This window comes from Devosia polycyclovorans, from assembly GCF_042181575.1.
GTDB classification, from domain to species: domain Bacteria; phylum Pseudomonadota; class Alphaproteobacteria; order Rhizobiales; family Devosiaceae; genus Devosia; species Devosia polycyclovorans.
The window spans coordinates 1,079,692-1,102,713 of sequence record NZ_CP170082.1 but is presented as its reverse complement, the minus strand read 5'-3'; the positions used below and the strand labels follow the sequence as shown (position 1 = coordinate 1,102,713).

General features: G+C 60.9%; 23 protein-coding genes. 11 read left to right on the top strand and 12 right to left on the bottom strand.

All coding sequences use genetic code 11. The features are described 5' to 3' along the window. Positions 1 to 2: 2 nt before the first annotated feature. Positions 3 to 2,123 carry a flagellar biosynthesis protein FlhA gene (gene flhA / locus ACE4RL_RS05665; protein WP_375599544.1) on the top strand — a complete coding sequence of 707 codons (2,121 nt, stop codon included), beginning with the start codon at positions 3 to 5 and terminating at the stop codon, positions 2,121 to 2,123. Here the strand turns inward: flhA and ACE4RL_RS05660 are convergent. From ACE4RL_RS05660 to ACE4RL_RS05645, 4 genes are all read right to left on the bottom strand, one after another. Next, positions 2,120 to 2,617, bottom strand: a complete 498-nt coding sequence (locus ACE4RL_RS05660) for a DUF305 domain-containing protein (protein WP_375599543.1) — start codon at positions 2,615 to 2,617, stop codon at positions 2,120 to 2,122. The two genes, flhA and ACE4RL_RS05660, sit on opposite strands and share 4 nt — an antisense overlap. Before the next feature lie 56 nt (positions 2,618 to 2,673). Further along, positions 2,674 to 3,135 carry an AAA family ATPase gene (locus tag ACE4RL_RS05655; RefSeq protein ID WP_375599542.1) on the bottom strand — a complete coding sequence of 154 codons (462 nt, stop codon included), beginning with the start codon at positions 3,133 to 3,135 and terminating at the stop codon, positions 2,674 to 2,676. Next, positions 3,132 to 3,743, bottom strand: a complete 612-nt coding sequence (locus ACE4RL_RS05650; RefSeq protein WP_375599541.1) for a LysE family translocator — start codon at positions 3,741 to 3,743, stop codon at positions 3,132 to 3,134. The genes ACE4RL_RS05655 and ACE4RL_RS05650 overlap by 4 nt, the downstream gene beginning before the upstream one ends. Positions 3,744 to 3,804: 61 nt before the next feature. Further along, positions 3,805 to 3,999, bottom strand: a complete 195-nt coding sequence (locus ACE4RL_RS05645) for a DUF2934 domain-containing protein (RefSeq protein ID WP_375599540.1) — start codon at positions 3,997 to 3,999, stop codon at positions 3,805 to 3,807. A gap of 105 nt (positions 4,000 to 4,104) precedes the next feature. On the opposite strand from ACE4RL_RS05645, the gene ACE4RL_RS05640 reads away from it, so the two are divergent. Continuing rightward, on the top strand, positions 4,105 to 5,199 hold the full coding sequence (locus ACE4RL_RS05640; RefSeq protein WP_375599539.1) for a putative zinc-binding metallopeptidase: 1,095 nt from the start codon (positions 4,105 to 4,107) through the stop codon (positions 5,197 to 5,199). On the opposite strand, the gene ACE4RL_RS05635 is transcribed toward ACE4RL_RS05640, so the two are convergent. Continuing rightward, positions 5,183 to 6,214 carry an RluA family pseudouridine synthase gene (locus ACE4RL_RS05635; RefSeq protein ID WP_375599538.1) on the bottom strand — a complete coding sequence of 344 codons (1,032 nt, stop codon included), beginning with the start codon at positions 6,212 to 6,214 and terminating at the stop codon, positions 5,183 to 5,185. The genes ACE4RL_RS05640 and ACE4RL_RS05635 overlap by 17 nt on opposite strands. Here ACE4RL_RS05635 and ACE4RL_RS05630 point away from each other — a divergent pair. Further along, positions 6,213 to 6,560 carry a DUF6476 family protein gene (locus ACE4RL_RS05630; protein WP_375599537.1) on the top strand — a complete coding sequence of 116 codons (348 nt, stop codon included), beginning with the start codon at positions 6,213 to 6,215 and terminating at the stop codon, positions 6,558 to 6,560. The genes ACE4RL_RS05635 and ACE4RL_RS05630 overlap by 2 nt on opposite strands. Before the next feature lie 26 nt (positions 6,561 to 6,586). Here the strand turns inward: ACE4RL_RS05630 and ACE4RL_RS05625 are convergent, their stop codons facing one another. Continuing rightward, the gene (locus tag ACE4RL_RS05625; protein WP_375599536.1) at positions 6,587 to 7,756 is read right to left on the bottom strand and encodes a hypothetical protein; all 1,170 of its coding nucleotides are present in this window, start codon (positions 7,754 to 7,756) and stop codon (positions 6,587 to 6,589) included. A gap of 181 nt (positions 7,757 to 7,937) precedes the next feature. Then, positions 7,938 to 8,507, bottom strand: coding sequence for a DUF1134 domain-containing protein (locus tag ACE4RL_RS05620; protein ID WP_375599535.1), 570 nt, complete (start codon positions 8,505 to 8,507; stop codon positions 7,938 to 7,940). 124 nt (positions 8,508 to 8,631) lie between these two features. Here ACE4RL_RS05620 and ACE4RL_RS05615 point away from each other — a divergent pair, with 124 nt between their 5' ends. The 3 genes from ACE4RL_RS05615 to ACE4RL_RS05605 all read left to right on the top strand — a co-directional run bounded on the left by ACE4RL_RS05615 (position 8,632) and on the right by ACE4RL_RS05605 (position 10,373). Further along, complete coding sequence (locus tag ACE4RL_RS05615; protein ID WP_375599534.1) at positions 8,632 to 9,099, top strand: YHS domain-containing (seleno)protein; 468 nt, start codon at positions 8,632 to 8,634, stop codon at positions 9,097 to 9,099. Positions 9,100 to 9,182: 83 nt separating this feature from the next. Continuing rightward, the gene (gene chpT, locus ACE4RL_RS05610; RefSeq protein ID WP_375599533.1) at positions 9,183 to 9,860 is read left to right on the top strand and encodes a histidine phosphotransferase ChpT; all 678 of its coding nucleotides are present in this window, start codon (positions 9,183 to 9,185) and stop codon (positions 9,858 to 9,860) included. 144 nt (positions 9,861 to 10,004) lie between these two features. Next, on the top strand, positions 10,005 to 10,373 hold the full coding sequence (locus ACE4RL_RS05605; RefSeq protein ID WP_375599532.1) for a PleD family two-component system response regulator: 369 nt from the start codon (positions 10,005 to 10,007) through the stop codon (positions 10,371 to 10,373). Between the two features lie 45 nt (positions 10,374 to 10,418). Here the strand turns inward: ACE4RL_RS05605 and ACE4RL_RS05600 are convergent, their stop codons facing one another. The 3 genes from ACE4RL_RS05600 to ctrA form a co-directional block, all read right to left on the bottom strand. Continuing rightward, positions 10,419 to 11,681, bottom strand: coding sequence for an RNA polymerase sigma factor (locus ACE4RL_RS05600; protein ID WP_375599531.1), 1,263 nt, complete (start codon positions 11,679 to 11,681; stop codon positions 10,419 to 10,421). 123 nt (positions 11,682 to 11,804) lie between these two features. Beyond that, positions 11,805 to 12,962, bottom strand: coding sequence for a hypothetical protein (locus ACE4RL_RS05595; RefSeq protein ID WP_375599530.1), 1,158 nt, complete (start codon positions 12,960 to 12,962; stop codon positions 11,805 to 11,807). Positions 12,963 to 13,118: 156 nt separating this feature from the next. Next, positions 13,119 to 13,826 (bottom strand): response regulator transcription factor CtrA, encoded by a 708-nt coding sequence (gene ctrA / locus ACE4RL_RS05590; RefSeq protein ID WP_375599529.1) that lies wholly within the window; start codon positions 13,824 to 13,826, stop codon positions 13,119 to 13,121. 462 nt (positions 13,827 to 14,288) lie between these two features. Here ctrA and fliI point away from each other — a divergent pair, with 462 nt between their 5' ends. Next, complete coding sequence (fliI, locus tag ACE4RL_RS05585) at positions 14,289 to 15,617, top strand: flagellar protein export ATPase FliI (protein ID WP_375600240.1); 1,329 nt, start codon at positions 14,289 to 14,291, stop codon at positions 15,615 to 15,617. A 62-nt stretch (positions 15,618 to 15,679) separates the two neighbouring features. Further along, positions 15,680 to 16,093 (top strand): flagellar export protein FliJ, encoded by a 414-nt coding sequence (gene fliJ / locus ACE4RL_RS05580; RefSeq protein WP_375599528.1) that lies wholly within the window; start codon positions 15,680 to 15,682, stop codon positions 16,091 to 16,093. Between the two features lie 68 nt (positions 16,094 to 16,161). On the opposite strand, the gene ACE4RL_RS05575 is transcribed toward fliJ, so the two are convergent. Together ACE4RL_RS05575 and ACE4RL_RS05570 are read right to left on the bottom strand one after the other, a co-directional pair. Continuing rightward, positions 16,162 to 17,208: a PRC-barrel domain-containing protein gene (locus tag ACE4RL_RS05575; protein ID WP_375599527.1), complete on the bottom strand. Its 1,047-nt coding sequence runs from the start codon at positions 17,206 to 17,208 to the stop codon at positions 16,162 to 16,164. Between the two features lie 327 nt (positions 17,209 to 17,535). Beyond that, on the bottom strand, positions 17,536 to 17,997 hold the full coding sequence (locus tag ACE4RL_RS05570) for a GNAT family N-acetyltransferase (protein WP_375599526.1): 462 nt from the start codon (positions 17,995 to 17,997) through the stop codon (positions 17,536 to 17,538). Positions 17,998 to 18,265: 268 nt separating this feature from the next. Between ACE4RL_RS05570 and rpoH the strand changes: the two genes are divergently transcribed. From rpoH to glmM, 3 genes are all read left to right on the top strand, one after another. Then, positions 18,266 to 19,132: an RNA polymerase sigma factor RpoH gene (rpoH, locus tag ACE4RL_RS05565; RefSeq protein WP_375599525.1), complete on the top strand. Its 867-nt coding sequence runs from the start codon at positions 18,266 to 18,268 to the stop codon at positions 19,130 to 19,132. Between the two features lie 488 nt (positions 19,133 to 19,620). Next, complete coding sequence (ftsH, locus tag ACE4RL_RS05560) at positions 19,621 to 21,555, top strand: ATP-dependent zinc metalloprotease FtsH (protein ID WP_375599524.1); 1,935 nt, start codon at positions 19,621 to 19,623, stop codon at positions 21,553 to 21,555. 123 nt (positions 21,556 to 21,678) lie between these two features. Next, complete coding sequence (gene glmM / locus ACE4RL_RS05555) at positions 21,679 to 23,022, top strand: phosphoglucosamine mutase (protein WP_375599523.1); 1,344 nt, start codon at positions 21,679 to 21,681, stop codon at positions 23,020 to 23,022.

The following is a 23,022-nucleotide window of genomic DNA, read 5'->3' as shown; positions in this document are numbered from 1 at the left end:
CCATGACCGACATTCCATCCGGCAAACAACCAGGCTTCTCGTTCCCTTCGCTTAGCAAGGTGATCGAGACCCTACGCTCGGGCGATATCGCGCTTGCCACGGGCGTGATGGCGCTGATCGTCATCCTGATCGTGCCCATGCCGCCCATTCTGGTGGACATGCTGCTGGCCATCTCGATCGTCTTCTCGGTGATGATCCTGATGACCTCGCTGTTCATCCAGAAGCCACTGGAATTCTCGTCCTTCCCGACCGTCCTCTTGATCGCCACCATGCTGCGGCTGGGTCTGAACCTGGCGACCACGCGGCTCATTCTGTCCGATGGCCACAATGGCACCGGTGCCGCCGGCCACGTCATCGAGGCCTTCGGCAGCTTCGTAACGGCGGGCAATTTCGTCATCGGTATTGTGGTCTTCATCATCCTGGTGATCGTCAATTTCATCGTCATCACCAAGGGTTCGGGGCGTATCGCTGAGGTTGCCGCGCGTTTCAGCCTTGATGCCATGCCCGGCAAGCAGATGGCCATCGACGCCGACCTTTCGGCCGGGCTGATCGATGAGGACACCGCCAAGAAGCGCCGCGCGGACCTCGAAGGCGAAAGCGCCTTTTTCGGCAACATGGATGGTGCCAGCAAATTCGTGCGTGGCGATGCCATTGCCGGCTTGATCATCACCTTCATCAACGTTTCCGCCGGCATGCTGATCGGCATCATGCAGCAAGGCCTGGGCTTTCAGGAAGCGGCTAACAACTACACTCTGCTCACTATCGGCGATGGCCTCGTCAGCCAGATCCCCGCGCTGATCGTTTCGACCGCGGCTGGCATTCTGGTGTCGAAATCCGGCGTCACCGGTGCCGCCGACAAGGCCCTGTCGCTGCAGTTCACCGGCTATCCACGCGCCCTGGGCATGTCCTCGGCGGTAATGGTTGCCCTGGCGCTGCTACCCGGGATGCCAATGTTGCCGTTCCTGGCTCTGGCCGGCGGTGTCGGCTACGCCGCCTACCGTGCAGGCAAATCCAAAGCCGTCCGCCAGGTGAAAGAACAGGCCGAAGAGCTGGCCAAGGCGCCGCCGCCGGCCCAACCATCCGAGCCACCAATTACCGACAGCCTCAAGATCGACGATCTCAAGCTCGAGCTGGGCTATGGCCTGTTGAGCCTGGTCAAGGAAGACGAGAATGGCAATGACCGCCTGACCGAGCAGATCAAGGCGCTCCGCCGCCAGCTGGCATTGGAACTGGGCTTCGTCATGCCGCCCGTGCGTATTCTCGATAATATGCAATTGGAGCCCAACGACTATAAGGTCCGCATCAAGGAGGTCGAGGCGGGCGCCGGCGAGGTCTATGCCAATCAGCTCATGGTCATGGACCCCTATGGCAATCCGATCGACCTGCCGGGCAACCACACGACCGAACCCACCTTCGGACTGCCGGCCACCTGGATCGAGCCCGCGCTACGCGACGAAGCCGAATTGCGAGGCCTCTCCATTATCGATCCCTCAACTGTGATCTCGACCCATCTGACCGAAGTGCTGAAGTCCAATGTCGCGGACCTCCTCAGCTATGCCAATGTGCAGTCCCTGCTCTCGGGGCTGCCTAAGGATCAGCAGAAGCTGGTCGAGGACCTTGTGCCCAGCCAGATCTCCGTCTCGGGCCTGCAACGCGTGTTGCAATCCCTGCTCACGGAACGAATTTCGATCCGCGATCTCTCTTCCATCCTAGAAGCGGTGGCCGAGATTGCCGGCAATGGCCGGTCCGTCGCCTCGATCACCGAACATGTGCGCGCCCGCCTCGCGCGCCAGATTTGCGCTGCCAATCTGGGCGCCGACGGCAATCTGCCTTTGCTCACCCTGTCGCCGCAATGGGAGCGCGACTTCGCTGAATCCATGGCTGGCGACGGTGAAAACCGTCATCTGGCCATGGCCCCCAGCAAGCTGCAGCAATTCATCGGCGCAGTGCAGTCAGCCTATGAGCGCGCCGCCCAGCAGGGCGAACTGCCGGTGCTGATCACCTCGCCCTCCATCCGCCCCCATGTCCGCTCGATCATCGAGCGCTTCCGCCCGCAAACCGTGGTCATGAGCCAGAACGAGGTCCATCCGCGCATCCGGCTCAAGACGGTGGGGAGCGTCTAGGGTTCTGAAGGATTTTCGGGGGCCAGTAGCGGCGCGTTAGCTGGAGGCGGATTGGCTTCGAGCTCTGCAATCAAGGACTTCATCTCGTCTATCTCACGCACCTGCGCTGCAATGATTTCGTCGGCCAGTTCGCGCACCCGGGGATCGCGGATATTGGCATTGGTGCTGGTCAGCACGGCGATCGAGTGGTGCGGGATCATGGCCCGCATATAGTCCACATCGCCCACCAGCGCCTGGCTTCGCACGAGGAACAGCGACCCGGCAAAGACCGCGATTGCACCGGCGATGATGGCAAGGTTTACGGCCTGCCTCTTGTACATCGACCACATGAACCCGAGCATGATCACGGCCATAACTGCCCCCATCAGCAGCGCCATCCAAAGTCGGGTCTGGCTGTAGAACACGTGGTTGAACTGATAGGTGTTGAGATACATCAACCCATACATCACCACTGTCGAGGTCGCGATCATCGCGGCAAAACGCAAATAGCTCATTGGTTCCTCCATTTGGCTTGGAGGTCTAACGCGGGCTTGTTCGCTTTGTTCAGATTTTACTGGCGGTGCACGGCGTCATAGTGCGCCAGTTCGTCCGCATCGGGTGCCTGGAACGCTGCCTGCCATTCCAGGATATGCTCAAGCGTAATTGGCGGGTCTTCACGGCCCCGCTGCTGAATGCGCTCCAGCATGACTTCGGCCGCTGCGGTCAGCCAAATCAGCTCGACCCGTGCGCCAAAGGCCCGCGCATCCTCGATCAGGGCCAGCCGCTCATTCCGGCCCCACGTGCCCCATTCGACGATGACGCTGACACTCCCAGCAAGAAACCGCCGGCCTAGCCGCCACTGTATGGTCTCGATCGCAGCGCGCCTTTCCTCATCCCACAGATCGAGGTGGGGTTCGTCCAACCAGGCGTCAGGCTCAAACCGCACCGCACCGGCTTCAGCCTCAAGAGCGGCGGCGCGCGTCGACTTTCCCACGCCGGGCAGTCCGGAGATGATGAACAGCGTGGCGCTCAACGCTCCGTCAGCGCCAACTTGGCACCCAGGGCAACAAAGGCTGCGGCAAAGCTCCTGCGCATCCAGACCATGATCGCGGGCCGAGAAATCACCTGCACTCGAATGGCGGCAGCGAAGAGCCCGTAAAGCGCGAAAACTGCGAAAGTCATGGCCATGAACACCCCGCTCAACTCAAGCATTCGCATGACCGCGTGCGGCGTGTCAGCGGCAACGAATTGCGGCAGGAACGCAAAGAAGAACATCGAGAGCTTGGGATTGAGAATATTGATCAGGATGGATTCGGTGATCACCTTGCGAACGCTTTTCGGCGCCCGCTCGGCCTCGACACTGAGCGCGCCAGTCTCTCTCAAGGTCGACCATGCCATCCATAGGAGGTAAGCCACCCCGGCATATTTGATGATTTCGAAAGCGAGGGCGCTGGCATGCAGGATTGCCGCCAGCCCTGTGATCGCAGCCAGCATGTGCGGCACGATGCCCAAAGTACAACCCAAGGCTGCCCAAAGACTGGCACGCCCACCCCGGCCAAGGCCCGCCGCGATGGTATAGAGCGCACCCACCCCCGGCGAAACCACGACGAACAGGGTGGTGATCACAAACTCAATGCTCATCTGGCCCTCCGACGATGGGCGGACATTATGCCCTGCCCATGTCGGCTGCGCCAGATGATAGCTAGCCCAGTCCGCCCGGCACCACTGGTGGCAAATCGAGCTTTGACGCCTCGGCCGAGGTGTCAACCTCGTCTTCCTCGGCCAGCTCGCGCTCGGCTTCATACCAGAATTCCTGTTCGCGCCCCTCGGGCTGTCCCGCCTTGTCCCAAAGCTGGAAAGCGCGTTCACGGATTTTGTCTTGATCGGGAGTGTGCATCTTGTCCTCCTTTGTCCTGCCCTCAAAACGCATGCCGACCTATAGAGTTGCTGTGGAACAAGCGTATGACGGGGCGCATTATCGCTGCGAAGCCGAGGGCGACCGATGAAACTTTTTTCCTGCACCCATTGTGGCAACACGGTCTATTTCGAGAACGCAGTCTGCGAGCGTTGCGGCCATCAATTGGGTTATCTGCCGGATCGCTCCGTCCTGGTGTCCCTGGTCGAGGATGGCGGCCTTTGGAGCTCGCCGGCCATTGCCGACGACGCCTTTGTGTTCTGTGCCAACGCGGCGCACGGCGCCTGCAACTGGTTGGCCCCGGCCGAACCGGGCGGCGACATCTACTGTGCAGCTTGCCGGCACAATGAAACGATCCCTGATCTCTCCGACCCGGCCAATCTTCAGCGCTGGCAAATCATCGAACGGGCCAAGAAGCGGCTGTTCTATTCCATGATCCGCTTGGGTCTGCCGCTGCACACGCGCGTGGAAGACCCGATGCATGGCCTCGCCTTCCGCTTTCTGGCCGATGACCAGAGCGCGTCTCAACGCGTCATGACCGGCCATGACAACGGCATCATCACCATTGCCCTCAGCGAAGCTGACGATGCTGAACGCGAGTATCGCCGGACCAGCATGAATGAGCCCTATCGCACCCTGCTGGGCCATTTTCGACACGAAATCGGCCATCACTTCTGGGATTTGCTGGTGGCCGACGGCCCGGCCCTGGAAAGCTTCAGAACGCTGTTTGGTGACGAACGGGCGGACTATTCGCAGGCGCTTGAAGTGCATTATGCCAACGGCGCCCCTCAGGGCTGGTCACAGAGCCATATCAGCGCCTATGCCACCGCCCATCCTTGGGAAGATTTCGCCGAAACTTTCGCGCACTTCCTGCATATCATCGACACGGTCGAAATGGCCTCGGCTTTTGGCGTCCGCGCCCGCCCGCGCACGGCAGATGCCGAACTCGATCTTCCGCCCGTCCGGTTCGACCCCTATCTCGAGCCGGACATGGAAACGATCATCGACAATTGGGTGCCCCTGGCGAGCCTGATCAACAATCTCAACCGCGCCATGGGACAGGCCGATGCCTATCCCTTCGTGCTGACGCCCCGGGTCATCGAGAAGCTGGCGTTCATCAACACCCTGATACACCAGACCCCTGCTCGGGCCCAGCTCAGCGTGCTCAGCCGCGTCCAATGACCTGATCATAGGATGTCAGCGCATCCTCAAGCGCCTGCAGATCGTCCGGCAATTCGGCCTCGAAAGTCATTTCCTCGCCGGTTGCGGGGTGTTCGAAACCAAGTTGTGCCGCATGCAGCGCTTGTCGTCCAAGCGCCTGTACGGCCGCGGCGACCGCTGCGGGCAGCTTGTTGATCTTGGTTGCGAAACCCGGCGCATAAAGCAGGTCGGAAACCAGAGGATGGCCGATATGGGCCATGTGCACGCGGATCTGATGGGTACGCCCGGTTTCAAGCTGGCACTGGATACGCGTGATATCCCAGCCCGGCTCGCCGTAGCGTGCTTCGACCGCGTAATGCGTGATGGCTTGCCGGCCCTGTTTGAGCACCGCCTGCTTGAGCCGATTGCCCGGATCGCGGCCCAGCGGCGCATCCACCGTCCCCATGCCCGACTGGGTCGAGCCCCAGGCATAGGCGATATAAGCGCGATGCAGCGGACCGGTGCGGCCGTGATCGGCAAATTGCTCGCTCAGGTGCTTGTGGGCCTTCTCGGTCTTGGCAGCCACCATCACGCCCGAAGTGTCCTTGTCGAGCCGGTGCACAATGCCGGGCCGCTTGACCCCGCCAATGCCTTTCAGGCTATCCCCGCAATGAAAGATCAGCGCATTGACCAGCGTGCCGCTCGGCGATCCCGGAGCCGGGTGTACAACCATGCCGACGGGCTTGTTGATCACGATCAGATGCGCGTCCTCGAACAGGATATCGAGCGGAATATCCTCGGGCTGCGGGTCGGGGTCTTCCGGAAGCGGAGCGACAAGCACGATTGTCTCGCCGGCCTTGAGCCGGTATTTGGGTTCGGAAATTGTCTGCCCGCCAATGCTGACGGCGCCGGACAGGATCAGATCCTTGATGCGATTGCGGCTGAGCGCTTCATGCGCTTTGGCCAGCATGGCATCAAGCCGCCCGCCGATCATCTCGGCATCGACCGCAACTTCAATGGGCTCGCCCTCAAACTCGAAATCGGTATCGTCCGCCATGAGCAATCCTGAAAATAATGCGCCCGGCGCGCCCGACACCGAGCTGACGCCCGAAGCCATGGCCATGCTGGGAAAAGCCCGCCGCTCTTTCGCGATATCGATGGGCATCCTGTTGCTGGGCTTTATGGCGATAGGCTTTGCACTTGTCTATCGTGTCATGCGGGACAGCCCACCTCCGGCCGTGGCCGAGTCGGTCTCCATTCCTGCAGGCGCCGAGGTGATTTCCGCGCTCACCGCAGACGGCACCATCCAGGTGACGTTCCGCGCCGGTGGCGCCACCATGCTCAACGTCTTCGATGCCGGGACCGGCGAATTGGAGCGCAGCGTGCAGATCAGCACCGAGTAGCGCCTAATCGGCTCCCCACAAGCCGCCTATCGCCCCTGGATTTCCTTGAGCGCTGCCAGGCGGTCGGACACCGATCCGCGCTGACTATTGGCCGGGGTGGGCAACACCTCGAGCCCTTCTCCGTCGTCGGCAAAGCGCTGAACACGGTCGAACAGGCTCTCTTCCGGACCTGTTTGCACTGACGCTTCGTGGTCGACGGCATAGACCAGGCGGCTGACACTGGCGGCTATGTCGTTGAGTTTTTCGCGCAGATGCGCTTCCTCGAACCGCTCGCTCTCCCAATCAGCCATGATCGAAGCTTCCACATTGCTCACCTTGGAACGAAGATGCTCAAGCTCTTCTTCCATCGAAAGCCTGTCGGCCAGCAACTGCTCGACGCGATCTTCACTCTTTTCCACCACCTCGCTGGTTTCCGCCAACAGGGCATTGAGCCGGTTTTCGGCGCTCGCAATGCGCGCTTCGGCCGCCACCAGTTCTTCTGCGTCGATCTCGCGTTGGGCTTCGCGTCCGGCCAGGGCGTCGCGCATCTGGGCAATGGCTGCACTGGCCTCGGCACTGCGCCGATCCGACTTCTCCAGCCGCTCGATCAGGCTGTGCGCCTGGTCTTCAAGGAAAGCGGCCCGCTTGCGCTCGATCGCCAGCGCCGCAGTCAGTTGGTCGATATCGCCTTCATAATCACCCGACAGAGTAAGGCCGTCGACCCTGGTCGCCTTGGCGAGTCCGCCGCGCAGGGAATTGCGCAGGGCTTCGATTTCGCCGGCACGGCTTTCCAGCTCCCGATCGCGCTTGCGCAACCGGTTTGCTAGGTCGGCGCCCTCCTTCTCGAGTTCCAGGATACGCCCCCGCAGCTCGACTTCGCGCGCTTCGAGCTCCCGCACCACCTCGAGATGTTTGTCCCGTTCGGCCTTGAGGGCCCCAAGATCGGCGCGCTTCTGATTGACGTCGCCAAGCTGCTCGGCCAACCGCTTGCGCAGGGCCTCGACATTCATTTCCAGCCGGCGGGTCGAAAGGGCAAATTCAGCGCGCAGTTGGTCCTTGTCTGCCCGGAATTCAGCCATGGTGATCGGCGTGGCGGCCTCGATGCGCCGCTTGGTCAGGCGCACGGCCCGCTTCCACACCGCCGGCATGATGACGAGCGCCACCAATCCCGCCACCATCAGGCCCAGCGCAAAATACATGATATTCTCGATCAGCATCGATGCAGCCTCCGGCGGCGCGACCAGGCCGCCTTGGGACCTTCCCTATCCGGTTCTCGCAGCAAAGACGGCGCGAAACCATCTTTGGCACTGGTTAACCCTAACGGGTTTACCGCCAGCCGTCACGACAAAGCCGGGGCTTTCACCCCGGCCTTGAAACAAGTTGATCGATGTATCGGGATCAGAACGGATTCCAGGTCGGCTCGGCAGTAAAATTGAGGTAGCCCACATTGATACCCAGCCGCGCGCCGACACCGGAACGGATCGGCACCACCACGACATTGCCGCGCTTGGTGACGGTCATGCCCACTCCGCCAATGACATAGGCAGAGCCGTCAACGCCCGGATAGCGACCCAGAATATCCTGGATAGTGTTGAGGTTATAAACCAGCATCATGACCTTGGAGCCATCGCCGCCCACATCCAGACCAATGCTTGGGCCCTGCCAGAAGATTTTGAACTGGCCCGCATTGCGGGTGTAAAGCGTCCCCTCGCCATATTTGGCGCCGATGAACAGGGCCCCGCCAGCTTCCTCGCCCAGAATATAGCCATTGGGCTGGCCATACTGGCCCACGGCGCGCTCAACCACTGAGGCCAGGCCCTGCGCGGCAGAGCCGAAGAACTCGCGGCCGCTTTCTACCAGCTCCTCACCCGAAAATGTATCGCTTAGCGACCCCTGGGCGAGCGCGGGGACGTTGAAGGCCATTAGAGCACCAATCAGGGCGGCAAACTGAGCTAGGCGCTTGAACATGGCAATTCTCCCGTGTCGATCGCTACCCTTACGAAGACCTTAAGGTCTTGGCTCGTACTGTTGAGCCTGGCTATCCCGATCATTTGGGCCAATCATGCAGCATATCTCTAAACAAATCTTAACCATGATCGCCCTCGTTCTGCCGCTTTTCGGGCCCTTTCCGGCCACGGTTCAGCAAAGCCTGGCCCAATCCATCGTCACCTATGTGCTGACCGACCCGCTGACCGGGCAGGCGATCGGCGGCATGGATCCGGTCTCCTATTTCACCGAACCGGCTCCCCTGCCCGGCCGGCCCGATTTCGAGCTGGTCTGGAAGGGTGCGCCCTTCCAGTTCGCCAATGCCGCCAATATGGAAATCTTCCGGCGCAATCCGGAAATTTATGCGCCCCAATATGGCGGCCACGGCGCCATGAGCATGTCGCGCGGCTTTGTCTCCGACGCAGACCCGATGATCTACACCGTCTTCAAACAGCGTCTTTTCCTGTTCTATTCGGCGGCCAATCGTGAGGCTTTCCTTCTGGCGCCGGACGCCGCCGCCCTGCGTGGTCAGGAACATTGGGCCACCCTGTCCAAAACGCTCTCGACCCGGTAGTGCACCGCCGCGCGGCGCTTTATTGTCCCAATACTGATTCTCGCCGCCTTTTCTGCGCAACGCGCCTACGGAGACCTGCCACCATGGATATTATTGAGCTCAAGGCCACCGACCTCGCCGCCATGCTGTGCTCGCGGGTCTGCCACGATCTCATCAATCCCATCGGCGCCATCGGCAATGGCCTTGAGGTTCTCTCCGATCCAAATCAGGCCGAAATGGCCGAAGGTGCCCGGGACCTGATCGCCAGCGCCGCCAAGCAGAGCCGGGCCAAGCTCGAATTTGCCCGCCTGGCCTACGGCGCCTCGTCAACCGCCGGCACCGATATCGATACGCGCGAATGCGAACGTGTGGCGCGCATCCTGTTCGAGATCGAGAAGGCTGATCTCGAATGGAATGCGCCCCTCATCCTGCTGCCCAAGCACAAAGCCAAGCTGTTCATGAACATGCTCTTGATTGCGGCCGGTTCGGTGCCCCGCGGCGGCACTGTGACGGCTACGATCACCGGCGCCGCCGGGGAAGAGAAGTTCGAGTTCACCTCCAAAAGTGATCCGGAAAAGCGCCAGAAGACGCTGGTGCCTTCGGGCTCGGCAGGCCTGCTCTCCGGCGCCCCCGAGGAAGGATCGGTCGATGCACGGGGCATTCAACCCTTCTATACTGGCCTACTGGCCCGCATGACCGGCATGGACCTCAATATCGGCCTGGAAGACGACATCTTCTTCTTTACCGCCATTCCCAAGGCCGGTTCCGGCGCCAGCGAATAGCAGTTAAAGACCTGACATCTTGGGATATTTCCCAAGAACAAAGCGTCCTGGGCTCCAATTTTGCTGAACCGCGCTAACCATTCGCCAACCTATTGGGCGGCATATTGGGCAAGCGTCTCAACCGTCCCCAGGGGCCTTTCCTCCATGCGTAGCTGCCTGATCGTCGATGATTCAAGCGTTGTGCGGAAGGTCGCTCGCCGCCTGCTGGAAGATCTCGACTATATCGTGGATGAGGCCGAGGACGGTCAGGAAGCCATCGAAAAATGCCGCCAGGAAATGCCTGACGCCATCCTGCTCGATTGGAACATGCCCATCATGAGCGGCCTTGAGTTCCTCAAGTTGCTGCGCGCCTATGTCGGTGGCGAAAAGCCCCGCGTGATCTACTGCACGATCGAGAACGATGTCGGTGCCATTGCCTTGGCGCTCAAGGCCGGTGCAAACGACTATATGATGAAGCCATTTGACCGCAATGTGCTGATCAGCAAGTTCCAGGACAAGGCTGCGGCAGCCTGAACGCTCGCCCACCGGCAGTATCGCCAGGTCATCGAGCATTAGGCGCTAGACCTGCTCCTCGGCCCGCCCCTCAAGAAAAGCTTTCTCTCGCGCATTGCGCGTCAGTTCGGCCGCCCGGCGGAATTCCAGGTTTGCCTCGGTATGCCGGCCAAGCTTGCGCAGGACATCGCCGCGGACACCATAGAGCAGGTGATAATTGGCCAGCGCCGGACTCTCCTTGAGCCCATCGAGCAGAGGCAGCGCCGCGGCCGGTCCCCGCGCCATCGATACCGCTACGGCACGATTGAGCTCGATTACCGGCGACGGCGTGACCTGATTGAGCAGCCCGTAAAGCGCCGCGATCTGTTCCCAATCAGTGTCATCGGCCTTGCGCGCGCGCGCATGACAGGCGGCAATAGCTGCCTGCAGCGTATAGGGTCCGGCCACGCCTCCTAGTTGCTGCGCCTTTGTCAGACCATCCAGGCCCCGCCGGATCATCATTTGGTCCCAAAGTGCCCGGTTCTGGTCTGGCAGCAAGACTGGCTCGCCCTGGGCATTGGTACGGGCCTTGGCCCGGGCATGCTGCAACTCCATCAGCGCCAGAAGGCCGTGCGCCTCTGGCTCATCGGGGATCAAGGTGACCAGGATGCGTCCCAGGCGCATCGCCTCCTCGCACAATTGCGGGCGCATCCAGTCTTCGCCGGCGGTGGCCGAGTAGCCCTCATTGAAAATGAGATAGAGGACGCCCAGCACTGAAGCGACACGCTCCCCCCTCTCGGCGCCCCGGGGCACCTCGAAGGGGACGCCCGCATCGGCAATAGTGCGCTTGGCCCGCACGATCCGCTGTCCGATGGTCGTATCATTGGCCAGGAAAGCCCGCGCAATCTCTTCCGTGGTAAGACCGCCGATCAAGCGCAACGTCAACGCCACCCGGCTTTCCGGTGGCAGCACCGGATGACAGGAAGTGAAGATCAACCGCAGCAGGTCATCGCCCACATCGTCATCGAGCTGCTCGTGAATGATCGTTTCGGCGTCGGGAACCTCATCTTCCATCTCGCGGCCCAGCGTTTCGAGCTTGCCCGCAGCCATCTTGCGATGCCGGAAACAGTCGATGGCCTTGCGCTTGGCCGCCTGCATCAGCCACGCGCCGGGATTGCGCGGCACTCCAGCGTCCGGCCAACTCTTGAGCGCCGCCATCAACGCTTCCTGCGCCAGCTCCTCGGCCAGGGAGATATCGCGCACCATCCGGGTCAAACCGGCGATGACACGCGCCTGCTCCACCCGCCAGACCGCGGTTATGGCGCGGTCTGTCTCGCTTCGATCGTTCATATCGGACGTCCTCCCGACACCAGTACGCCAGATTCGCAACGCACTGCATCAGGATCGACACTGCCTGGTCAAGGCCGTTGCTGGGCCGCCGATATCCTGCGACTGCAGCGCGGGGCAAACACCCTATTCGCTCACATTAAATTCCAGGCCGCTGATGGCGCAGCCTTCCGCCGCGCCAATGGTAAGACGCGTTTCATCATCTTCGACGGGGCAGGTCATGGGGAAGCTGGCCGAGCCGACATATCCGGTAACCTCGGACAGGACCAGTTCTCCACCGCCAAGCGTATAAGCGCCTTCAACCCGCGCTCCGGTACGGTCCCGCATTTCGAACCGACCATCGTCTCCGAGCGAGAGACGCAAACCATTGGCTTCGCCTTCGGCCTCGACCTCGAATGCGCGAGCCTGTGGGGCGCTTCCGCCTTCCTCTTCAGGAACCTGCGATGAAATACGCGCTTCGACATCTTCCAGTGCCTGCGAGCGTTCGGCCAGTGTTTGGGTCAACGCCTCTACCTGCGGCTGCAGTGTCTGCAATTGCTCCTGATAGGCCCCTACATCCCCCTCTAGCCGATCGCGTTGCGCGGTTAACTCATCGACCTGTTGCCGGGTAGCAACAAGATCCGCATTTGCGGCATCTGCCTGCTGCGCGAGTTCGATCCGTTCGTCTTGGATGTTACTCAGCTCTTCACGCGCGTCTTGCAGGCGACTCTGGGTTTCAGCCAAGCTCGCTGCGGCCTCGGCCGCCTCGTCGGCAAGCTGCGCAACATTGGCAGTAGCGGTTTCCTCCTGACGGCGCGCCTCCTCCAGACGCGACCCGACATCGTTCAGTTGCCGGCTCGAGCTCTGGATTTCGGACTGCAGTGCGGCCTGACGAGCAGCCAGTTCTTGAACTGTCGCGGTCGCTTCTTCGGCCCGCTCTTCCAGAGAGGCGACCTCATCTTGCGTCGCCGCAAGAGTCTGCGAAGCGCTCTCAAGCTCACCGGAGCGCGCTTCAAGATCCTGGTTGGCCGCCTCGAGCTGACTATTGGCCGTCGCCAGTTCCGCCTCAACGCGCTCCAGTTCGGCTCGGTTATCCTCCAGGGCACCGGCCATTTCTTCGCGCTCGGCCAGATTTTGCTGGGCGGCATCTCGCTCTGCGGTCAACGTCGCAATCTCGGTGTGCAGTTGTTCGTTCTGCCCCGTGCTGTTGATCCACATCGCGATAAACGCAAGCCAGCCGGCAGCGGCGGCAATCAGCACAGTCAGGACAAGCGGTTCGCGCAGACGTTTGGAGAGGTCGGCCATTTGAAGTCCCCCTGAAACAATGTTCAGGATGAACGTGATGGAACCGGGCCGGTTCCGAACCGATGCGCTTTGCTCCCCACTATTGCGCATTCAGCGCAACGAAAAACCCCGCGCGACCAGGTCACACGGGGCTTGAAAACTTATTCGGTCAAAGGCTCAGGCGACGTTTTCGGCGTAGCCGTCGGCATCATCGGGTTCGCGCAGCACATAGCCGCGGCCCCAGACGGTTTCGATATAGTTTTTGCCGCCGGTGGCCACGGAAAGCTTCTTGCGCAGCTTGCAGATGAAGACGTCGATGATCTTCAATTCCGGCTCGTCCATCCCGCCATAAAGGTGGTTGAGGAACATTTCCTTGGTCAGCGTGGTACCCTTGCGAAGCGAAAGCAGCTCCAGCATCTGATATTCCTTGCCGGTCAGATGCACGCGGGCGCCTTGGACCTCGACCGTCTTTGTGTCGAGATTGACCATGAGGTCGCCGGTGGAGATGACCGACTGCGCATGGCCCTTGGAGCGGCGGACGATGGCGTGGATGCGGGCCACGAGTTCGTCCTTGTGGAAGGGCTTGGTCATGTAGTCGTCGGCGCCGAAGCCGAGACCACGAACCTTGTCCTCGATGCCGGCCAGGCCAGAAAGAATAAGAATTGGCGTCTGCACCTTGGCGACGCGAAGTGTCCGCAAGACTTCGTAGCCGCTCATATCGGGCAGGTTCAGGTCCAGCAGAATGATATCGTAGTCATAGAGCTTACCGAGATCGACGCCTTCTTCACCGAGATCGGTGGTGTAGACGTTGAAACTTTCGGACTTCAGCATCAATTCGATGCTCTGCGCTGTCGCGCTATCGTCCTCAATAAGGAGTACCCGCATTATATTCCCCTTGTCATTCGTTCCTGCTGGAACCCGCGGGAGGCCGAGCCAATCTGCCCTTCCCGCTCCAACCCTACTGGATATGACTGAAGCCTAAGCCCAACTAGTTAACAAAGTTTAATTCTGATCCGCAATACGCAAACGCCGTTAGGACAAATTAATCTTAAGTTATTGAAAAATCTATATAAATGACCTGAAAATTTCTTAAGGTACTACATTAAGAAAGAGTTCCAAGCGACTCTCAGGACTCAGGCATTCAGGCCATTTGCAGAGAGCGCGGCCACATTGGCGCCACAAGACACAATTCACCGATCATCTCAGCCAGTAGCGCTTTTGCGTTAATGATCGGTTACCATCCGATTCGTGATCCGAGCCGATTCGACCCTGCGCGGAAACCATAATGATGGCAGGCCAGCCACTCCTGGACCCCGAAGATGAACGACCGTTGAACCCGATATGAGCATGCAGGCGCTGATCTCGGCCATTGAGGCCATAGACGACGTTGAAGTGTTCGGACGGGTCAAATCCGTCCAGGGCCTGCTGATCGAGATCGTGGGACCGGTGCGCGAGTTGCGAGTGGGTGGGCGGGTGGTCATTGAGGCAACCGACGGTCACCATCTGGCCGCCGAGATCATCGGGTTTCGCGATGGTCACGCACTCTGCCTGCCCTTCGGCGAACTGGGCGGCGTGCGATTGGGATGCAAGGCCGTGTTCCGCCGGCATGACGGCGCGGTCAATCCATCCGATGGCTGGCTTGGGCGGGTGGTCAATGCCAATGGCGAGCCCATTGACGGGCTCGGTCCGCTGCCCTTGGGAGAGCGTCCCTACCCGCTCCGGCAATCCCCATTGGCCGCCCACGACCGGACCCGCGTCGGCGAGCCGATTGAACTGGGGGTACGCTGCCTCAACACCTTTGCCACCATGTGCGAAGGCCAGCGCATGGGCATCTTTGCCGGCTCGGGGGTCGGCAAGTCGGTTCTGATGTCGATGCTGGCGCGCAACACCGATGTCGATGTGTCGGTCATAGGCCTGATTGGCGAGCGCGGGCGCGAAGTGCACGAATTCATCCAGGAGTATCTGGGCGAGGAAGGGCTCAAGCGCGCCGTGGTCGTGGTGGCCACCTCTGACGAGGCAGCGCTGATGCGCCGCCAGGCGGCCTACATCTCCATGTCGATTGCCGAATATTTTCGCGATCAGGGCCAGCGTGTGCTGTGCATGATGGATAGCCTGACCCGCTTCGCCATGGCCCAGCGCGAGATTGGTCTGGCCATCGGGGAGCCGCCAACCGCCAAGGGCTATCCGCCCACTGTCTTCACCGAGCTGCCCCGCCTGCTCGAACGCGCTGGCCCCGGCAAACCCAATTCGGGCTCCATTACCGGCTTGTTTACCGTTTTGGTGGAAGGTGATGATCACAATGAACCCATTGCTGATGCCGTGCGCGGCATTCTCGATGGCCACATTGTGATGGAGCGCGGCATTGCCGAGCGGGGACGCTACCCGGCCGTCAATGTGCTCCGGTCCATCTCGCGGACGATGCCAGGTTGCGTGCCCGAAGACGTTCGGCCCACCCTGTCTCGGGCGCGAGAGCTCATGTCCATTTTCTCGGACATGGAGGAACTGATCCGGCTGGGGGCTTACCGGAAAGGGTCAGATCCGAACGTGGACCGCGCCATCGCCATCAACCCCAAGCTGGAAGCTTTTCTGGGCCAGCAAAGGGCTGAGACGACGACGATCGCCGAGGGCTATGCCATGCTCGCTGGACTGATCGCCGAGGCCGATGCGCGGGACTAATGGATTGGCTTGATGCGTATGGGCCGGTCCGGAACTGACTTGATGTGTAAGGAGTACAGGTCTTGAAATCGCGCAGCGAGAGCCTCATCCGGCTCAAGAAATTCCAGGTTGACGAGAAGCGCCGCCAGGTTGCGCAGATCGAGATGATGGTGGCCGACTTCGAGCGCATGGCGTCCGAACTCGACCAGCAGATCGAAATCGAGCACACCAAGACCGGCATTTCCGACACCGCCCATTTTGCCTATTCGACCTTTGCCAAGGCAGCGTTGACCCGGCGCGACAATTTGCTGGCTTCGGCCAATGACATGAAGTCCAAGCTTGAAGCGGCGCAGGATGCTCTGGCCGAGGCGCTGGAGGACCTGAAAAAGGTCGAACTGCTCGATCAGCGCGAGCACCAGCGGGAGAAAGATGAGCAGGCCAAGGTCGAGCAGGAAAACTACGACGAAATTGCCCGCATGCGCTACCGCCGCCAATAAGCCCACTGAAGCAGACACGAAAAGGCCCGCCGAAGCGGGCCTTTTGCATCATGCCTTGGCGCTAACCCTTAGAGGTCGGTAGCGCGCTGAGCCGGGTCATTGGCGTAGGTCGACTCGTCATATTCCGGCTGGGCCTCAAGCTGTTCGCGCGTGAAATCCGAGTAGATGATCAGGTCGCCATTCTCATTTGCGGCGAACTCAAGATTGTCCAGCGACACGGCAACGCGCTTTTCCCCGATGCCCAGGAAGCCGCCAAAGTCGATCAGCATGGCGTCAACCTGGCCGTCCTGGGTGAGCAGGATGTCACCCACCTCGGCGATATCATCACCATCAGGACCAATCACGGTTGCACCCGTCAGGTTTTCAGCGGTCAGGTCTTCCACTTCAATCGTGGCATAGCCTTCACGCGGCATGACCGGGACCTGGTTGGGGTCAGCCTCCATCGTGGCCGCTTGGTCAGCAGGTGCCATGGCGGGGTCAGCCGGGGCCATAGCCGGATCGGCAGGAGTTGCCGGGTCGGCCGGGGCCATTGCCGGGTCAGCCGGGGCCATTGCCGGGTCAGCCGGGGCCATTGCCGGGTCGCCATTCAGGTTCTCTTCCCAGACAAAGTCCGGAGCGGCATTGAGGGCGTCAGCCGTGGTGGCCAGAACCCAGCGTTCGGTCTGGTCGAAAGCCACGACATATTCAAGCTCGGCAAAATCGACAGCGACGTTCTTTTCGCCAATGCCGAGGAAACCGCCAACGCCGATCACCACAGCATGGATACGGCCATCTGCAGAAATCACGAGATCATTGACCGTGCCGATCGACTCGGCGTCTTCAGCGCCGCTCGAAAAGATCGTTGCGCCCATGACTTCGGAGACGAGGGCATCGCCCTCACCGGCCATATAGCCAGCCGACATATCAAAAGGCTCATGGCCTTTCATGGTGTTCATGGCACCGTGATCGGCAGGGGCAGCTGCATCATCGGCCGGCGCCATCTCGTTGGCAGGGGCCATTTCGTTCGCGGGCGCCATCTCGTTGGTCGGCACTTCCGTCGTGGTGGCGTCCTGAGCGATCGCGGCGGTACCGAGGACCAGGGCGATGGCCGAACTGGTAAGAAGGGTGCGGATCATAGTAGGCTCCAATGGTTCATCGTTGCGGTGAACAGGGCCGTGCGACGCAAAACTTGCCGGTAGCGCGTCGTGCGGCCCGTTGATGCCCAGACAACGCAGCGATCACAAACCCGTTCCCCGCGTTTTTTTGATCGATTTTGGGAACCAAAGAAAAAGCCGGCCGCTGTTTGCAGCGCCGGCCCTTTCTGCCTCCCCGGTTAACCGGGTTCTTCTTGGTACGGTCTCCGGCGGCGCGGCATGGGGCGCGCATGAAATCCCGACAAACCGCACAATAGCGCAAGCATTGGGGCCGGCCAGCCAGGCGCGGGTTAATGCGTTAACACAATCCTAATCGACCAGCTCCGCGCTGTCCTTGTCATAGTCGCGCATCGCCCGGTGCGGCATGCCGCCATCGATGAATTCAGGCCCGAACGCAACAAATCCCAGGCTTTCATAAAAGCCCAGCTTGTCCGACTGTGCCGTGAGATAGAACCGGTCCTGCCCCCGCTGGCGCGCATGGGCCATGGCGGCGGCAATCAGCTTGCGCGCAATACCCTGCCCCCGCAGCGCCTGCCGCACCGCGACCCGGCCGATTTTGCTGTGCTCGGGCAGATCTATCAGCCGCAATGTGCCCACCACCTCACCATCGACAATGGCCACGAAATGCGTGGCGGTGAGATCATGCTGGTCGTGTTCTTCCGCCTCCGGCACCTTCTGCTCCCACACGAACACCTCGCGCCGAAGCGCAAAAGCGGCATTGCAAAGCAGGGAGAAAACCGGAACCGGAAGGATGGTGACAAGATTTGACATGGGGGCAGATTAGGACGGCCAGCGCGGACTGCAAAGGCCGCCGTCACATCAATGTGTGTGTACAGGAGCGGCTTTTATCGTATAATGACGATGAAAGACCAAAGGCTTTGGGGAACGCTAACCGATTTGCTACGTTTGTTTCCTCTTGGTCCCTTAAATTCACCAAACTGCAACTTATATAGTCCTCACATCAGTCGTTGTGCCTTACCGGACAAGGACTGACTTTCCGCCCGCGGCATGCGGGGGAAGCTGAAAAGGGGGTGCGTCCATGGCCCAAACGAATTTGCCGGTCCTCTCGTCCGATGGGGGCCTCAGCCGCTATCTTCAGGAAATCCGCAAGTTTCCTATGCTGGAAGCGGATGAAGAATACATGCTGGCCAAGCGCTATAAAGAGCACGCCGATCCCGGCGCAGCGCAAAAGCTCATCACTAGCCATTTGCGTCTCGTGGCCAAGATCGCCATGGGCTATCGTGGCTATGGCCTGCCCATTTCCGAGGTCATCTCGGAGGGCAATGTCGGGCTGATGCATGCGGTCAAGCGCTTCGAGCCGGAAAAAGGCTTCCGCCTGGCGACTTACGCCATGTGGTGGATTCGCGCGGCCATCCAGGAATATGTGCTGCGCTCCTGGAGCCTGGTCAAGATCGGCACCACCGCGGCCCAGAAGCGACTGTTCTTCAACCTCAGGAAGGTGAAGGGCCAGATCGCCGCACTGGATGACGGTACGCTCCACCCCGAGCAGATTAAGCAGATCGCCACCACCCTCAATGTGACCGAGGACGAAGTGGTGCAGATGAATTCGCGCCTGTCGGGTGACGCGTCGCTCAATTCCCCCATGCGGGCCGACGAAGGTTCGTCTGAATGGCAGGACTGGTTGGTCGACGACACGCCCGACCAGGAGACCAGCCTGGGCGAAAGCGAGGAATACTCCGAGCGCATGGGCATGCTGAACAAGGCGATGGATGTGCTCAATGAGCGCGAACGCGCCATTTTCCAGGCCCGGCGCCTGCAGGAAAGCCCATCGACCCTCGAGGAGCTGGCCCAGCAATATGAGGTCAGCCGCGAACGCATCCGCCAGATCGAAGTCCGCGCCTTTGAAAAGGTGCAGGAAGCGGTGAAGGAAGCGGCAGGGTCCTAGTCAACGCTGCAACTTAAATTTGACGAGCCCCGGTGATGAGCCGGGGCTTTTGTTTTGGGCGGACTTGGGTTGGGTTGCGGACGGTCTTGGTTCGGGGGGCTTAACGGTTAACCGCCATCATAAAAGCAACTCAAGTGCCGTCCCGATCGAAATTGAAATTGGGTTCTTCCACTGTAAGCGGGCCAGCAAATGCCCGACAAAACCCCGCATCATGAGCGCTACCCTGGAATGGCGAGGGGCCGCGATGTCTCACTGAGACGCACGTGCCTCGGAACACGTCCATTTCAAATCCGGAGGCGGAAACGCGGTCCGGCGCTTGGTCATGCATCCTTTGTCTCGCCACCGCGTATTAACCCCATCGCGACAATATGACTGGACGGGAAGGCCCGAACAGCAGAGGTCTTGCCCTTGTAACGCCCCATTGAGGGTCTTACATTCGCCCTAATACTGGCGCGACCCGAGCGCTGGCCTCTCCGGGACAGGATTTGATGAACGGAAACTTCCGCAACTTTGCCATCTGGCTGGTCATACTTTTCATGCTGATGGGCCTGTTCCAGGTCTTCCAATCGTCCACGCGCACCATGTCCGTGGCCGAAAAGAGCTATAGCCAGTTTGTGACCGACATTGAGTCCGGTCGCGTGCAGACCGTGACGATCACGGACAATGTGGTCTCCGGCCAGCTCAACGACGGCACCCGTTTCGAAACCATCATTCCCGATGGGGCCGATGTCATCACCAAACTCGAAGACCGCGACGTGAGCATCACCGCTCGCGCACCCGAATCGAGCCCCTTCTGGTCCATCCTGCTCTCGAGCTGGTTGCCTTTCCTCGTCATCATCGGCGTGTGGTTCTTCTTCATCCGCCAGATGCAGGGCGGGGGTCGTGGCGGCGCCATGGGCTTTGGCAAGAGCCGTGCCAAGCTGCTGACCGAAACCCAGGGCAAGGTGACATTTGAAGACGTTGCCGGCGTGGATGAAGCCAAGCAGGATCTCGAAGAGATCGTTGAATTCCTGCGCGATCCCGGAAAATTCCAGCGTCTGGGCGGCCGTATTCCGCGCGGCGTCCTGCTGGTCGGCCCTCCCGGCACCGGTAAGACGCTGCTGGCCCGCTCGGTCGCCGGCGAAGCCAATGTGCCTTTCTTCACCATTTCCGGCTCCGACTTCGTCGAAATGTTTGTCGGTGTGGGTGCATCGCGCGTCCGCGACATGTTCGAGCAGGCCAAGAAGAACGCGCCCTGCATCATCTTCATCGACGAGATCGACGCCGTCGGCCGCCAGCGTGGTGCCGGCCTTGGCGGCGGCAATGATGAGCGCGAACAGACTCTCAACCAGCTCCTCGTCGAGATGGATGGCTTCGAGGCCAATGAGGGCATTATCCTCATTGCTGCCACCAACCGCCCCGACGTCCTCGACCCCGCCCTGCTGCGTCCCGGCCGTTTCGACCGTCAGGTCGTGGTGCCCAATCCCGATGTGTCGGGCCGCGAAAAGGTCCTGAAGGTTCACGTCCGCAAGGTACCGTTGGCCCCGGACGTCGACCTCAAGGTTCTCGCGCGCGGCACGCCCGGCTTCTCCGGCGCTGACCTGATGAACCTCGTCAACGAGGCGGCCCTGATGGCGGCGCGCAAGAACAAGCGCTTCGTCACCCACCAGGAATTCGAGGACGCCAAGGACAAGATCATGATGGGCGCAGAGCGCCGCACCATGGCCATGACCGATGACGAGAAGAAGCTGACCGCTTACCACGAGGCTGGTCACGCCATCATCGCACTCAAGGTTGCCGGGATCGATCCGATCCACAAGGCCACCATCATTCCGCGCGGCCGCGCGCTGGGCATGGTGATGACCCTGCCCGAGAACGACAGCTATTCCTTCTCCCGCGAAAAGGCGCTGGCGCGGCTGACCATGCTGTTCGGCGGCCGCGAGGCCGAGATCATCAAGTTCGGTCCGGAAAAGGTCACCTCGGGCGCCTCGGGCGATATCCAGATGGCGACCTCGCTGGCCCGCTCCATGGTGATGGAATGGGGCATGAGCGAAAAGCTCGGCCGCGTGCGCTACAAGTCCAATGACCAGGAAGTTTTCCTGGGCCATTCGGTGACGCAGAGCCAGCATATGTCCGATGACACGGCGCGCATCATCGACCAGGAAGTGCGCAAGCTGATCGAGGACGGTGAGGCTTCCGCCCGCCACATCTTGACCACCTATCACGATCAGTGGGAAGCCATTGCCCAGGCGCTGCTCGAATATGAAACCCTGACCGGCGACGAACTGCGCGCCCTGATGGACGGCAAGCAGCCCGAGCGCCCGGATGACAGCAGCGGCCCGGCGGCGCCCAAGGCCTCCGGGGTTCCCTCGGCGGGCAAGACCAACAAGAAGCGCCCGGACTCTCCGCCCGAGCCGGGCATGGAGCCGCAGCCGGAAAGCTAAGCGCGTTCATCATATCCATTAAGGGTCGCCCCCGGGCGGCCCTTTAGTTTTGCACGGCGCTGCGCTATGCCAGCGCAAAGTGGTATGCTGCTTTCAAGACCAGTGAATCGGGAGACTCAACCCATGGCCCGCAAATATTTTGGCACGGACGGCATTCGTGGCTTGGCCAATGGCGACAAGCTCACCCCGGAACTGGCCCTTAAGGTCGGCATGGCGGCCGGCACGAAGTTCGTGCGCGGCGACCACCGCAACCGCGTCGTCATCGGCAAGGATACGCGCCGCTCCGGCTACATGATCGAACAGGCCCTGACGGCAGGCTTTACCGCTGTGGGCATGGATGTCTATCTGCTTGGCCCGATGCCAACCCCTGCCGTCGCCATGCTGACACGTTCGCTGCGCGCCGATCTCGGCGTCATGATTTCGGCCTCGCACAACCCTTTTGACGATAACGGCATCAAGCTGTTCCTGCCCGACGGATACAAGCTCAGTGATGACCTCGAGCTGGAAATCGAAAAGCTGATCGACAGCGACATGACGCGTCATCTGGCCAGGGGCCGCGATATTGGCCGGGCCCATCGCGATGAGGAAGCGCGCACCCGCTATATCGAATATGCCAAGCGCACCCTGCCGCGAAATATTGACCTGGCCGGCCTGCGCGTCGTGCTCGATTGCGCCAATGGCGCAGCCTATAAGGTAGCCCCGATCGCCCTGTGGGAACTGGGTGCGGAAGTCTTCACCATCGGCGCTGAGCCCGATGGCTTCAACATCAACTACAAGGTCGGCTCGACCGCGCCCGAGGCCGTTGCAGCCAAGGTCAAGGAGGTGCGCGCCGATATCGGCATTGCCCTCGATGGCGACGCCGACCGCGTGATCATCGTCGACGAGAAGGGTCATGTGGTCGACGGCGACCAGTTCATGGCCGTCATCGCCGAAAGCTGGCTGGAGCAGCAGATGCTTGTGGGCGGAGGCATTGTCGCCACCATCATGTCCAATCTGGGGCTCGAGCGGCACTTGGCCAAGCTGGGACTGACGCTGGAGCGCACCCAGGTCGGAGACCGCTATGTGCTCGAGGCCATGCGCTCGAAAGGTTTCAATGTCGGTGGCGAACAATCGGGCCATATCATCCTGTCCGATTTCACCACCACGGGCGACGGGCTGGTGGCGGCACTGCAATTGCTGGCCGTGCTCAAGCAGATGGACCGCCCGATCTCCGAAATCTGCGCGCGCTTCGAAAAGGTGCCGCAGCTGTTGCGCAGCGTGAAATTCAAGGCCGGCAAGCCGCTCGAGCACAAGCAGGTCATTCAGGCCATTGCCGACGGCCAGGCCATGCTTGGCAATGGCGGGCGCCTCGTGGTCCGCGCATCGGGCACCGAGCCGGTGATCCGGGTCATGGGCGAGGCAGACGACGCCATCCTGGTCGAAACGGTTGTCGGCCAGATCGAGGCCGCCATACGCCAGGTCGCGTGA

Bases quoted from the DNA above. Each gene is read 5' to 3' on its own strand.
- ACE4RL_RS05630 (WP_375599537.1), top strand. From the start codon at position 6,213: ATGAGCAATCCTGAAAATAATGCGCCCGGCGCGCCCGACACCGAGCTG.
- rpoH (WP_375599525.1), top strand. From the start codon at position 18,266: ATGGCCCAAACGAATTTGCCGGTCCTCTCGTCCGATGGGGGCCTCAGC.
- ACE4RL_RS05605 (WP_375599532.1), top strand. From the start codon at position 10,005: ATGCGTAGCTGCCTGATCGTCGATGATTCAAGCGTTGTGCGGAAGGTC.
- ctrA (WP_375599529.1), bottom strand. From the start codon at position 13,826: ATGCGGGTACTCCTTATTGAGGACGATAGCGCGACAGCGCAGAGCATC.
- ACE4RL_RS05570 (WP_375599526.1), bottom strand. From the start codon at position 17,997: ATGTCAAATCTTGTCACCATCCTTCCGGTTCCGGTTTTCTCCCTGCTT.
- ACE4RL_RS05595 (WP_375599530.1), bottom strand. From the start codon at position 12,962: ATGGCCGACCTCTCCAAACGTCTGCGCGAACCGCTTGTCCTGACTGTG.
- ACE4RL_RS05620 (WP_375599535.1), bottom strand. From the start codon at position 8,507: ATGTTCAAGCGCCTAGCTCAGTTTGCCGCCCTGATTGGTGCTCTAATG.
- ACE4RL_RS05660 (WP_375599543.1), bottom strand. From the start codon at position 2,617: ATGAGCTATTTGCGTTTTGCCGCGATGATCGCGACCTCGACAGTGGTG.
- flhA (WP_375599544.1), top strand. From the start codon at position 3: ATGACCGACATTCCATCCGGCAAACAACCAGGCTTCTCGTTCCCTTCG.
- ACE4RL_RS05625 (WP_375599536.1), bottom strand. From the start codon at position 7,756: ATGCTGATCGAGAATATCATGTATTTTGCGCTGGGCCTGATGGTGGCG.
- ACE4RL_RS05600 (WP_375599531.1), bottom strand. From the start codon at position 11,681: ATGAACGATCGAAGCGAGACAGACCGCGCCATAACCGCGGTCTGGCGG.
- fliI (WP_375600240.1), top strand. From the start codon at position 14,289: ATGCAGGCGCTGATCTCGGCCATTGAGGCCATAGACGACGTTGAAGTG.
- ftsH (WP_375599524.1), top strand. From the start codon at position 19,621: ATGAACGGAAACTTCCGCAACTTTGCCATCTGGCTGGTCATACTTTTC.
- ACE4RL_RS05645 (WP_375599540.1), bottom strand. From the start codon at position 3,999: ATGCACACTCCCGATCAAGACAAAATCCGTGAACGCGCTTTCCAGCTT.
- chpT (WP_375599533.1), top strand. From the start codon at position 9,183: ATGGATATTATTGAGCTCAAGGCCACCGACCTCGCCGCCATGCTGTGC.
- ACE4RL_RS05640 (WP_375599539.1), top strand. From the start codon at position 4,105: ATGAAACTTTTTTCCTGCACCCATTGTGGCAACACGGTCTATTTCGAG.
- ACE4RL_RS05615 (WP_375599534.1), top strand. From the start codon at position 8,632: ATGATCGCCCTCGTTCTGCCGCTTTTCGGGCCCTTTCCGGCCACGGTT.
- ACE4RL_RS05650 (WP_375599541.1), bottom strand. From the start codon at position 3,743: ATGAGCATTGAGTTTGTGATCACCACCCTGTTCGTCGTGGTTTCGCCG.
- ACE4RL_RS05635 (WP_375599538.1), bottom strand. From the start codon at position 6,214: ATGGCGGACGATACCGATTTCGAGTTTGAGGGCGAGCCCATTGAAGTT.
- ACE4RL_RS05575 (WP_375599527.1), bottom strand. From the start codon at position 17,208: ATGATCCGCACCCTTCTTACCAGTTCGGCCATCGCCCTGGTCCTCGGT.
- glmM (WP_375599523.1), top strand. From the start codon at position 21,679: ATGGCCCGCAAATATTTTGGCACGGACGGCATTCGTGGCTTGGCCAAT.